Source organism: Alteriqipengyuania sp., from assembly GCF_964222115.1.
Lineage (GTDB): Bacteria > Pseudomonadota > Alphaproteobacteria > Sphingomonadales > Sphingomonadaceae > Alteriqipengyuania.
Genome location: NZ_CAXQBM010000046.1, coordinates 1 through 11,485 on the forward strand (window position 1 = coordinate 1; position 11,485 = coordinate 11,485).

General features: G+C 64.6%; 9 protein-coding genes and 1 tRNA gene. 3 read left to right on the forward strand and 7 right to left on the reverse strand.

Annotated elements, in window-relative coordinates; all coding sequences use genetic code 11:
* The 3 genes from ACEQXE_RS07100 to ACEQXE_RS07110 form a co-directional block, all read right to left on the reverse strand.
* Positions 1-2,004 (reverse strand): NAD(+) synthase (locus ACEQXE_RS07100; RefSeq protein WP_370178236.1); only part of this gene is annotated, 2,004 nt, incomplete at its 3' end.
* 21 nt (positions 2,005-2,025) lie between these two features.
* Entirely contained in the window at positions 2,026-3,078 is a 1,053-nt protein-coding gene (locus ACEQXE_RS07105) for a sensor histidine kinase (RefSeq protein WP_370178237.1), read from the reverse strand.
* Between the two features lie 131 nt (positions 3,079-3,209).
* On the reverse strand, positions 3,210-4,238 hold the full coding sequence (locus ACEQXE_RS07110; protein ID WP_370178238.1) for a DNA topoisomerase IB: 1,029 nt from the start codon (positions 4,236-4,238) through the stop codon (positions 3,210-3,212).
* Positions 4,239-4,335: 97 nt separating this feature from the next.
* Here ACEQXE_RS07110 and yghU point away from each other — a divergent pair, with 97 nt between their 5' ends.
* Positions 4,336-5,178, forward strand: coding sequence for a glutathione-dependent disulfide-bond oxidoreductase (yghU, locus tag ACEQXE_RS07115; protein ID WP_370178239.1), 843 nt, complete (start codon positions 4,336-4,338; stop codon positions 5,176-5,178).
* 98 nt (positions 5,179-5,276) lie between these two features.
* Here the strand turns inward: yghU and argE are convergent, their stop codons facing one another.
* Entirely contained in the window at positions 5,277-6,428 is a 1,152-nt protein-coding gene (gene argE, locus ACEQXE_RS07120; RefSeq protein ID WP_370178240.1) for an acetylornithine deacetylase, read from the reverse strand.
* An 85-nt stretch (positions 6,429-6,513) separates the two neighbouring features.
* On the opposite strand from argE, the gene ACEQXE_RS07125 reads away from it, so the two are divergent.
* Together ACEQXE_RS07125 and ACEQXE_RS07130 are read left to right on the forward strand one after the other, a co-directional pair.
* Positions 6,514-6,588, forward strand: a tRNA-Gln gene (locus ACEQXE_RS07125).
* A gap of 170 nt (positions 6,589-6,758) precedes the next feature.
* Complete coding sequence (locus ACEQXE_RS07130) at positions 6,759-8,102, forward strand: alkaline phosphatase PhoX (protein WP_370178241.1); 1,344 nt, start codon at positions 6,759-6,761, stop codon at positions 8,100-8,102.
* A gap of 15 nt (positions 8,103-8,117) precedes the next feature.
* Here ACEQXE_RS07130 and ACEQXE_RS07135 read toward each other — a convergent pair whose 3' ends face one another.
* The 3 genes from ACEQXE_RS07135 to egtB all read right to left on the reverse strand — a co-directional run bounded on the left by ACEQXE_RS07135 (position 8,118) and on the right by egtB (position 11,314).
* Entirely contained in the window at positions 8,118-8,792 is a 675-nt protein-coding gene (locus ACEQXE_RS07135) for a TIGR02281 family clan AA aspartic protease (protein ID WP_370178242.1), read from the reverse strand.
* 162 nt (positions 8,793-8,954) lie between these two features.
* Positions 8,955-9,941, reverse strand: coding sequence for an L-histidine N(alpha)-methyltransferase (gene egtD / locus ACEQXE_RS07140; RefSeq protein ID WP_370178243.1), 987 nt, complete (start codon positions 9,939-9,941; stop codon positions 8,955-8,957).
* A complete protein-coding gene (gene egtB / locus ACEQXE_RS07145; protein ID WP_370178244.1) occupies positions 9,941-11,314 on the reverse strand; it encodes an ergothioneine biosynthesis protein EgtB in 1,374 nt (457 codons plus the stop codon). The genes egtD and egtB overlap by 1 nt, the downstream gene beginning before the upstream one ends.
* Between the last annotated feature and the right edge of the window lie 171 nt (positions 11,315-11,485).

The following is an 11,485-nucleotide window of genomic DNA, read 5'->3' on the forward strand; positions in this document are numbered from 1 at the left end:
GCTCGGCGCACGCCAGTCGCCGCGCGGGCTCAGCGCGCCGCCCATGGAAACCTTGGGCCCGTTGGGCATCGCACTGCGCTTGAACTGGCTGAAGCCGAAGAAGCGGCGACAGAACACTTCCAGCCAGTGGCGAATTTCCGCCAGCGTGTAGGCGCGCTTCGCATCCTCGGGGAAGCCGATCGGCCATTCGCCCGCCTCTGCTTCTTTCCACGCGTGGTACGCGAGGAAGGCGACATGGCTGGGTGACTGGCCGTAGCGCGCGATGTGATGGAGGAAGAAATCGTGCAGCGCGTAAGGACCGATCGTGTCCTCGGTGCTCTGGATCTCCTCATCCTCGCCCGCGGGGATGAGTTCGGGGCTGATCTCGGTCCCGAGCACATCCTCCAGCACTGCGTTCAGCTCGGGGCCGAACTGGTCGGTCTTGATCACCCAGCGCATCAGGTACTGGATCAGCGTCTTGGGCACGCCGGAATTGACGCCGTAATGGCTCATCTGGTCGCCCACGCCATAGGTGCACCAGCCCAGCGCGAGTTCGGAAAGATCGCCCGTGCCGATCACGAAGCCGCCATGGTGGCCCGCGAGGCGGAACAGGTAATCCGTGCGCAAGCCTGCCTGCACGTTCTCGAACGTGGTATCGTATACCGGTTGCCCATCCGCAAAAAGATGGCCGATATCCGCCAGCATTCGTTCGGCAGCGGGCTTGATGTCGATCGTTTCGGCGGTGATCCCCGCCGCTTCCATCAGCTTGAGCGCGTTGGACTTCGTACGGTCGGAGGTGCCGAAGCCGGGCATGGTATAGCCACGGATCATCGCGCGAGGCAGGCCCAGCCGGTCGCATGCGAGGCACGCAACCAGCAGCGCATGGGTCGAATCGAGCCCGCCCGAAATGCCCAGCACCAGCGATTTCGCCTTGGTCGCGTCGATCCGGCGCATCAGCGCATCGACCTGGATGTTGACCGCTTCGTAGCAATCCTCGTACAGCGTATCGGGGTCGTTCGGCACGAAGGGATAGCGGCGCACCTTGCGGGTCAGCCCCCTATCTCCGGGCGTTTGGTTGTGGGTGAACGCGACCCGCCGATACCAGTCTTCGGGGCGGCCAGCCGCCTCGGCCGCATCATGGAAGGTGCCGTTGCGCACCCGGTCGTTGACGATCCGCCTTGTGTCGATGTCCGTGATGCACAGTTCAGCCCCGCGGTCGAAGCGCACGCTTTCGCGCATCAATTCGCCCTGCTCGTAGATCACGCCCTGCCCGTCCCACGCGAGGTCGGTCGTGCTCTCCCCATGTCCGCTGGCAGAATAGACGTAGGCGCACATGCCCCGGCTGGAGCTGGAGGCGCAGTGCAGGTGGCGGTCGCTTGCTCGCCCGATCATCACCGGCGAGGCGGAGAGATTGGCGAGGATCGTCGCACCGGCCAGCGCGGCCATCATGCCGGGTGGCTGCGGCGCCCAGAAATCCTCGCAGATCTCGATCCCCAGGGTGAAGCCGGGCAGGTTGTCCGCCGCGAAGACCAGGTCGGTGCCGAAGGGCGCTTCGTGGCCGGCGATGGTCACGTCCAGCCCGTGGCAGTCGCGCCCGTGGGTGAACTGCCGCTTCTCGTAGAACTCGCGGTAATTGGGCAGGTAGCTCTTGGGCACCACGCCCAGCAGGCGTCCATTGGCAATGGCAAGCCCGCAATTATACAGCCGGTGGCCGCGCTGCACCGGCGCACCGATCACGAGCACCGGGGCAAGGCCTGCGCTTTCCTCCACGATCCGGGCGATGGCTTCCGCTGCTGCCTCGATCACCGCCGACTGCAGGTGCAGGTCGTCGATCGCATAGCCGGTCACGCACAGCTCGGGATAGACGGCCAGGTCGACACCCGCTTCGTGGGCGTGGCGCGCTTCGGTCAGGATGCTGTCGGTGTTGCCGCCAACGTCGGCAGGGCGGACGTCGGGCGTGCACGTCGCCACGCGCACGAAGCCGTGCGTGTGCAGATCGAAGAAAGGATGGTCGCGATCACCCATCAGGGTGCGCCTGTGCCCGCGTCAGGCGCCCGAGACAAGGCCCTGTGCGTTTTCGCTCTCGTCGACAATGCGTGCGAGAGTGACCCGGCAGCCCCAGTCGGACACGTCGACACTGTGTTCCGCCTCCGCCTGGCTGGCGAAGGTACGCATCAGGCTCTGGCCCAGCCCGCCGTCGGAACTGCTCGGCGCAGCGCTGCCCGCGCCATCGTCCATCACGTCGAGCCGCCAGTCCTTCGGGGTCCCCGAAAAGACGATTTCCAGCTTGCCGCCCCGGCCATCGCCAAAGGCGTATTTCGCGCAATTGGTCAGCGCCTCGTTGAGGAACAGCCCCACCGCCACCGCCTGTTCGCGCGGCAGGGGGATAGAGACAATGCGCCGTATGACATGCACATTTTCCCCGAAGGACGCATCGACCAGATGGTCGATCACATCCTCCAGGTAACTCGCCATGTCGATATCGCCTTCCTGCCGGTTCGCTTCGTCCACGGCCAGCTGCGCATAGGCACGGCTGAAGGAAAACACGCGGTTGGCAGCATCTTCCAGCGCGGCAGCAGCAGCCGGGTTGTCCTGCCGGCGCTTTTGCAGGTCGATCATGCTGGCAACCAGCGCGAAGTTGTTCTTCGTCCTGTGCTGCAGTTCGGCCATCAGCCAGCGACGGCGATCGAGCGATTCCTCCAACTCCGCCTCGCGCAGGCGCACGGCGAGGCGGAACACCTCTGCCAGTGCGAGAACGATGCAACATGCGAACAGGTTGATGGTGACGCGGCCCAGATCGCTGTCGAGCTCGAACTCGAACGAGCGCGGGAAACTGAGTACGAAGTACCAGGCCCAGAAAAAGGACAGGATCAGGCAGACGATACCGGCGAGCAAGCGACCGAACAAAGTAGCGATCAGCACCGCCGGATAGACCAGCGCGAAGGGCCCCGACCCCGGGAATACCTGGTCCACGAGCGTGCGCAGGCCGATAATCGCGCCCGCCACAAGCACGCCGAACCCGGCCTGCACGGCCCACGGTGGTACGCCTGCAGGCTTGAAATTGGCCGCATCGATTGCGGTCAGGTGGCGATTTGGCAAAGCGTTTTCTTCCCGCCCACGCGATCGCCCGCAGATGGCGAGCGCTTCACGAAGCACTATTGCCCTAGCATGGGCGGAAGCGGCGTAATAGTCCCTACGCAATCATGCATTAATTAACAAATATCAGTATTTTATGCCGCGAGTAAGTCGGTCACCGGCGGGGCGTCTTCGAGGTATTCGAGCAGGCCACGTTCTTCGCGCGCCAACCACTTGGTTTTACGCGGCAAGTTCAAGTCTTCGCGCCACTCGCCCTGCCGGTCCATCAGATCGAAGATCGCCGGGTGGATGTAGCTCTTGCGGGTGATCGCAGGCGTGTTGCCCAGCTTTTCGGCGACATTTTCGGTGACCGCCTTGATGGTCAGATCGCTCTTCGCATGCGCCAGCAGGCCGAAGGCCATCACGCTTGCATGCCAGGTACGGAAGTTCTTGGCGGTAAAATCCTTGCCCATCGTTTCTCGCAGGTAGGCGTTGACGTGGCTGGAGGTGACATCGCGCACGCACTGCTCACCATCAGGGCCATTATCGTCGACGAAGGAAAACAGGTCCTGTCCGTCGAGATCCTGCATCTGGCACACGATCTTCGCCAGATACGTATCGGTCAGTTCGAGATCGCGCTGCTTGCCCGACTTGGCGCGGAAGCGGAAGCGCAGCGTCTTTCCCTTCACCGTTACGTGATGGCGCTTGATCGTGGTCGCGCCGTAGCTGCCATTGTCGCGCGCGTAGCTGTCGTTCCCCACGCGGATCGCCCCCAGATCGAGCAGGCGGACCACTCCGGCGAGCGCCCTTGGCAGGCCGAGGTCGCGGGCGGCTAGGTCATCCAGCACGCGCTTGCGCACCAGCGGAAGCCGCGTCCCGAAAGCGAGGCACCGGTCGAACTTCTCGCCTTCGCGGGAGGCACGGAAATCCGGGTGATAGCGATACTGCTTGCGACCCTTGGCGTCGTACCCGGTGGCAAGGATGTGCCCGTTTGGGGCGGGGCAGAACCAGCAATCGGAATAGGCGGGCGGCAGCGCAATCGCGTTCAACCGGGTGCGTTCACTCTCGTCGCGGATCAGCTCGCCGTCGGGATCGTAATAGGCCCAGCCCTTGCCCGCACCCTTGCGGGTGATACCGGGCAGGCTGTCGTCGACAAAGATCAGCTTTTCAGGTTGCGAATTCATCTTGTGGCTGAAAGCCGCGCCATGTGCTTGCGGTTCCCGAACCAGCGCCCAAATGCGAACGCGAGCAAGGTCGCCCCACAGCCGGAAGGATTAGCCGATGACCCAATATGTCCCGCCCAAGGTCTGGACGCACGATGCGGAGAACGGGGGCCGGTTCGCGAATATAAACCGCCCGACCGCTGGCGCGCGCGAAGACAAGGTGCTGCCTGCAGGCGAAAACCCCTTCCAGCTCCATTCGCTCGCCACGCCCAACGGCGTGAAGGCAACGATCATGCTGGAAGAGCTGCTGGAGGCGGGGCACCCGGCGGAATACGACGCCTACACGATCAATATCGGTGAAGGCGACCAGTTCACCAGCGGCTTTGTTGCAATCAATCCGAACTCGAAAATCCCCGCACTGGTCGACCGCACGGGCGAGGCGCCGATCCGGGTGTTCGAAAGCGGCGCGATCCTGCTGCACCTGGCGGAGAAGTTCGACGCCTTTCAACTAACCGGCCCGAAGCGCGCCGAAATGCTCAGCTGGCTGTTCTGGCAGATCGGCAGCGCGCCCTTCATCGGCGGCGGCTTCGGCCACTTCTACGCCTATGCGCCGGAGAAATACGAGTACCCGATCAACCGCTATGCGATGGAGACCAAGCGCCTGTTCAGCGTCGCCGACCAGCGGCTGGGCGAAGCCCGCTTCCTCGCGGGCGACGAGTACACCATTGCCGATATCGCCGCCTTCCCGTGGCTGGCGCCGTTCGTCGAAGGGATCATCTACAACGACGCGACCACATTCCTCTCGATCCACGAGTACGAGAACGTCGCGCGCTGGGTGGAAGAGATCGCAGCGCGCCCCGCAGTGAAGCGCGGACGGATCGTCAACAAGACCTGGGGCGAAGACAACACGCAGCTGCGTGAGCGGCACTCGGCGAAGGATTTCGAGGGGAAGGAGGTTTAATCCCTCATCCCTTTCCTTCACCGCTCGCCCTGAGCCTGTCGAAGGGCTGCACTTTCTTCAAGCAGGACAGTGCTTCGACAAGCTCAGCACGAGCGGGTTCAATTCAATCTCTCCGCCAGTCGCTCCATAAACGCGGCGCCCTTCTCCAGTTCGGAAAGCGCGATCCATTCATCCGGCTGGTGCGCCTGCTCGATCGAGCCCGGGCCGCAGATCACCGTGGGGAAACCCGCCTGCTGGAACTGCCCGCCCTCGGTCGCGAAGGCGACCTGCCCCGGCGCGGTATTCTCCCCCGTTAGTGCGCGGACGAAAGCCACCGCATCCTCGCTGCCGACAGGGGTCATCGGCGGCGTGCTCGCATGGTGTTCCACCCGCACGCCCGCATTGGGAAAGCGGCTCTTGAGTTCTGCATCCAGCTGCGCGCAGCGCGCCTTGAACGGCGCGAGGATCGCGTCCGGGTCTTCCCCCGGCGGGCAGCGCAGGTCGAATTCGAACCGCGCATGGCCTGCAAGGATGTTCGACGCAGTGCCGCCTTCCATCACGCCGATGGTCAGCGTCGCTTGCGGCGGGTTAAAACCATTCGCCGGGTCGGCCCGGGCCCGCAATTCCTCCGCCAGCGCCAGCAGATCGTGCATCAGCTCCACCGCAACGCCATTGGCGGAGATGCCGTGGTCGACCAGCGAAGAATGCGCCTCGTGCCCGCGCACGGTGACCTCGTGCACCGCGATCCCCTTGTGCCCGGTGATGATGCCCATGCCGGTGGGCTCCCCGACGATGGCGAGGCGCGGCGGGGGAATCGTTTCCGCCATGCGCGCGATCATGGAGTGCGCGCCCTGGCAGCCGACCTCCTCGTCGTAACTCAGTGCCAGATGCACCGGCAGCCTGCCCGCGACGAAGCGCGGCACGAAAGCGAGCGCCAGCGCGATAAAGCCCTTCATGTCGGTGACACCGCGCCCGAACAGCTTGCCCGCTTCCTCCTGCACGATCCACGGATCGCTCGACCAGTCCTGCCCGTCGACCGGCACGACATCGCTATGCCCGGACAGGATCACCCCGCCCTCCACTTGCGGTCCGCAGGTGGCAAACAGATTCGCCTTCTCGTCGCTCTCGTTCGGCACCCTTTCGGATGCGACGCCATGCTGCGCGAGGTAGGCCTCCACCCATTCGATCAGCGCGAGATTGCTGTTGCGGGAGGTCGTGTCGAACCCGACCAGCGTTTCGAGAATGGTGCGGGCAGTCGCGAGGTTCGTCATACTTTGCCTCTACCTCTCGGGGTCGCGGATAGCACCCCCTTCACAAGTGCGCTCGCCACGCTATAGGGGCGGTCCGCCTGCATGCTGGGGTGTAGCCAAGTGGTAAGGCAGCGGTTTTTGGTATCGCCATTCGCAGGTTCGATCCCTGCCACCCCAGCCAGGCTTTTGACATTAGCCAAGCGCCTGCAAAAGGCACCGGCTCCAGCTCCCACTCTCGACTTGTCGCGAAACCGCAATGCTATTGCACGAATTGCAAGCTGCGAGGCCATGCCGTTTGGGCTATGGCGCGGCCGGATGATTCCCCCCCCCCGGTGCGAAGAGGACCCCAGCATGCCCACCCTGCACACAGATCGTCGCAAGTTCCTCGCCAGCACCGGCGCCGCTTTCGGCGCGCTTGCGGCCAGTGGCTGCACGATGCGCGGAGCCACAAGCATGGCAAGTGCGTCCGCCCCGCTCGCCTACGGGCCCCTGCGGCCAGACCCGGCGGGCATGCTCGACCTGCCCGAAGGCTTCTCTTACCGCGTCCTCTCCCGCCTCGGCGATGCGATGGCCGATGGCGGCACGGTGCCCGACAAGGCCGACGGGATGGGCTGCTTCGACATCGGCAAGGGCGAGATCGCTCTGGTCCGCAATCATGAGCTGATCCCGAGCGACGATGCGGGCGGCCCCATCGCGAAGGGCTTCGGCACCCGCAATGGGGAGATCGTTCCGGGCGGGACGACCAATATCGTGCTCGATGCCGCGACCCTGGAGGTGAAGCGCGAATTCCGCTCGCTCGGCGGCACGATCCGAAATTGTTCGGGCGGGGTCACGCCGTGGAACACCTGGCTCACCTGCGAGGAATCGCCCACCGGCCCCGGCCAGCGTTATGGCGACGGGCTTGCCCGCAACCACGGCTGGGTGTTCGAAGTGCCCGCCGATGCGACCGGCTTGGTCGAGCCGGTGGCGCTCACCGCGATGGGGCGCTTCAATCACGAGGCGGCCTGCGTCGATCCGGCAACGGGCATCGTCTACCAGACCGAAGATCGCGACGATGGCGTGCTCTACCGCTTCCTGCCCAACCAGCGCGGAAACTTGCGCGCGGGGGGCAAGCTGCAGGCGATGGTCGTGGAAGGGATTGCCGACACGCGCAACTGGGAAAGCCCGGCCATGCCCGTGCGCAAGCTGTACGAGGTTAGCTGGGTCGATCTGGACAATGTGGAGTCGCCCAAGGACGATTTGCGCACCCGCGCCATCGCGAAGGGCGCTGCCCCGATCGCCCGCGGCGAAGGCATCCATATGGGCACCGACGACCTGTTCGTGTGCTCTACCAGCGGCGGCCAGCTGAAGCTGGGCCAGATCTTCCGCTTCGTCCCCGGACGCGGCGAGCGACCCGATATGGTCGAGCTGTTTTTCGAGAGCGAAAGCAAGGACCAGTTCAATTACGGTGACAACCTGACGGTCGCGCCCAATGGCCACCTGATCGTGTGCGAAGACCAGTATACCGATGTGGTGGACAACCACCTGCGCGGCATCACCCCCGATGGGCGCCCTTACGACCTTGGCCGCCTCACCATGCAGACCGAACTGGCGGGTGGCTGCTTCTCGCCCGATGGCAAGTGGTTCTTCGTCAATGCCTATGCGCCCACGCGCACGGTGGCGATCACCGGGCCGTGGGACCGCTTCATGACCTGATCGCGAGGTGGCGCATCAGGTGGTACCGACTTCGGTTTCCTGAGGATTATTGGGCACCAGGATCAACGTGCCATCCTCCACCCGCCATTGGGCGAGGCGGCTGAGCAGGTTCATCCCGATCACATTGGTCTCGCCGATATTGGGGGCGATTACCGCGTCCAATCCGAAGGCCGCGACATTGCCGAAACGCAATTCCTCCACCGTCGTGGTGCCGACAGAAATCGTGCCGTTGGCGGTGGTCATCATCACCGGCAGGCGGTCGCGCCGCTCCTCCAGCCCCGCTTCCGAGGCGGTGGAGGTGGATATGGCGGTCAGCGTGGCGCCCGTATCCACGAGGAAGCGCGCGGGCACGCCGTTGACCTCCGCATTCAGCCAGTAGTGCCCGTCGGGCGCCAGCTCCACGCGCGTCTCGCCGCCGACCACGCTCTGTTCGGGCAGGCCGACATCGGACATCGCGACATCGAAACGCGGATCGAGCCGCGCGAGCTGCAGCACGATCAGCACCAGCACGCCGCACAGCACCAGGGTGCTGCCCGTGCTCAGGAAGCGACCGATCACGAACTCACGCCGCGCGAGCGCTCCCCCCAGCCAGCCCAGGATCAGCGCCGCGACTGCAATGATCAGCAGGCCCGATTGCGGGATCGAGCCTATCGTGGCGGCCAGCTGGTCGAAGAGGGATTTGAGGTCCATTCATGCAATATAGCGAGCACTGCCCCACTATTCCATGAATGGGGTTGCGTAGACCGCTGCCTGACAACCCGTTCGTGGTGAACCTGTCGAACCGCGAACGCCGCACTGCGTTCGCCCTTCGACAAGCTCAGGACGAACGGTAGAGACTTCGCATGCCGCAAACTAAGGCGCGCTGCGGGCGATGCTCGCTTCGGCGAGTACCAGGCTGAAGCGTTCTTCGCTGTCGAGCCACCGCCGCACGGGCGTCCATTCACCGGCGAGCAGCTGCTTGTCGGCACTGCGGAAATCGAACTTGTGGCTGTTTTCGGTGTGGATCGTTTCGCCAGCGCGCATCGCAAACTGCTCGCCCGCGATTTCGAAGGCAATGTCCTCCTGCGCCACCAGATGCATCTCGATCCGCGCATACTGGTCGTTCCAGCGCGCCGAATGCTGCAGCTTGTCGATAGGAATGGTGCCGCCCAGCTCGCGATTGATGCGTCGGGCGAGGTTGAGATTGAATTCGGCGGTCACCCGGCCAGCATCGTCATACGCCGCCTCGAGGACTTTCCTATCCTTGATCAGGTCCATGCCGACCAGCAGCATCGATCCTTCGCCCAGCGTTTCGCGCATGGTGCGCAGAAGGTCGGTCGCGGTGCGGGCAACCATGTTGCCGATGGTCCCGCCGGGAAAAAAGCCCAGCTTGGGCATGGCGGATACTTCGGCAGGCAGCTCCACCCTTCGCATGAAGTCCGCCTCCACGGGGTAGACCGGCAGGTCGGGGAACTTTTCGGACAGCGCGGCGGCGGACGCGCGCAGGAAATCGCCCGCAATGTCCAGCGGCACATAGGCCGCCGGGTCGATGGCCCTCAGCAGGGCAGGCGTCTTCACCGAAGAGCCACTGCCGAACTCGACCACCGCGCGGCTCCGCCCGATGGCATCGGCAAAATCGGCCCCGCGCGTCTTGAGAATTTCCGTCTCGGCGCGCGCCGGGTAATATTCCGGGACTTGCGTGATATCTTCGTACAGCTGCGATCCGGCATCGTCGTAGAGCCAGCGGGCGGGAATCGCCTTCTGCGTCTCGCGCATGCCCGCCAGCACATCGGCGCGAAAGGCGCGGTCAACTCCGCCCTCGTCAAGATCGACGAGCTTCAACCCGGTCTGGTCGGTCATCAGATATCCTTTGCGAGCCGCAGCCCGGTGAATTGCCAGCGCTGGTGCGGGTAGAAGAAGTTGCGATAGGATGCGCGCGAATGGCCGCGCGCGGTGGCGCAGCTGGCGCCCTTCAGGACGAACTGCCCGCTCATGAACTTGCCATTATATTCGCCCACCGCGCCCGCTGCGGGCTGGAAACGCGGATAGGGAAGGTAGGCGCTGCGGGTGAACTGCCAGCAATCGCCAAACAACCCGTCCGACCCGGTGGGCTGCACTGGCCCGGCCCAAAGATCAGGATGGTCGAGCTGGTTGCCTGCGGCGGGATCGTGTGCAGGCGCCTCGTCGGCATGCTGCCCGCGTGCAATCGCTTCCCATTCAAACTCGGTCGGCAGGCGCATACCGGCCCAGCTCGCGAAGGCATCCGCCTCATAATAGGAAATATGCGTCACCGGCGCGTTCGGATCGCGCGGCTGCCATCCGGCGAGGGTAAAGTGATCTCCATCCCGCCAGTAGAGCGGCGCGCCGATGCCATGATCCTGCACCCATGCCCACCCGTCGGAGAGCCACAGCGCCGCGCTTCGGTATCCGCCGTCGGCGATAAATGCGTCCCACTCGGCATTGGTCACCAGCGTATCCGCGAGCGCGAATGGCTCCAGCAGCACGCGATGGCGCGGACCTTCGCAATCGAAGGCAAAGCCGCTTCCGTCGTGGCCCACAGCCGCAATCCCGCCGGGGTGCTCGGTCCCCTGTAAAGCCCCCTCCCCTTGCGGGAGGGGGTTGGGGGAGGGGTCTGACCCGCCAGCGGCAGCTTGCGCTGCCGTCTTTTCTTCTGGCCCCTCTCCCTGAGCGCCTGACGGCGCTCTTCCCTCTCCCACAAGGGGAGAGGGAGAAGGAAACATCGCGGGGCCGAGCGGGTTCTGGAACAGCGCGTGCTTGATATCGGTCAGCAGCAATTCCTGGTGCTGCTGCTCGTGCGCGATGCCTAGCGCAATCAGCGGCGCCAGCGACGGATCTTCCACCAGCGGCGCCATCGCATCTGTAACCGCGCGCCGCCAGCCGAGCACCTCGTCGACGTCCGGGCGCGTAATCATGCCCCGGCGGCCCCGCGCGTGCCGCTCTCCGTCCGCCTCGTAATAGGAGTTGAACAGGAACGGCCAGCGCTCGTCGTGGAGCTCGTAATCGGCCACATGATCGCGCAGCAGGAAGGTTTCCCAGAACCAAGTCGTATGCGCGAGGTGCCACTTGGCGGGCGAGGCGTCTTCCATTGACTGGATGGTCGCGTCGCTTTCGGAAAGCGGTGCGGCGAGCGCTTCGGTCAGCGCGCGGGTCTGCCGGAAACGCTCTGCGAGCGGGCTGTCCTGCGCGACGGCGCGGGTCTGCGACTGAACCAAGGATCCTCTCCTACCGGGCGAGCAATCCTGACCCACCTTGAGGGATTGAACCTGCGAAGTGAACCCCGGGTCCCGGAATTGTGCTTTGATTATTTATAGCGGGGCCCTTGCCACCCCATCTCCCCGCCCGGCGTTTTTTGTTCGGGGGGCCTCCAGCCACCCCGCCTCCCC

What these genes read in the sequence shown, in the direction of transcription:
- ACEQXE_RS07110 (WP_370178238.1), bottom strand. Translation starts at nt 4,238, where the DNA reads ATGAATTCGCAACCTGAAAAGCTGATCTTTGTCGACGACAGCCTGCCC.
- yghU (WP_370178239.1), top strand. Translation starts at nt 4,336, where the DNA reads ATGACCCAATATGTCCCGCCCAAGGTCTGGACGCACGATGCGGAGAAC.
- argE (WP_370178240.1), bottom strand. Translation starts at nt 6,428, where the DNA reads ATGACGAACCTCGCGACTGCCCGCACCATTCTCGAAACGCTGGTCGGG.
- ACEQXE_RS07130 (WP_370178241.1), top strand. Translation starts at nt 6,759, where the DNA reads ATGCCCACCCTGCACACAGATCGTCGCAAGTTCCTCGCCAGCACCGGC.
- ACEQXE_RS07135 (WP_370178242.1), bottom strand. Translation starts at nt 8,792, where the DNA reads ATGGACCTCAAATCCCTCTTCGACCAGCTGGCCGCCACGATAGGCTCG.
- egtD (WP_370178243.1), bottom strand. Translation starts at nt 9,941, where the DNA reads ATGACCGACCAGACCGGGTTGAAGCTCGTCGATCTTGACGAGGGCGGA.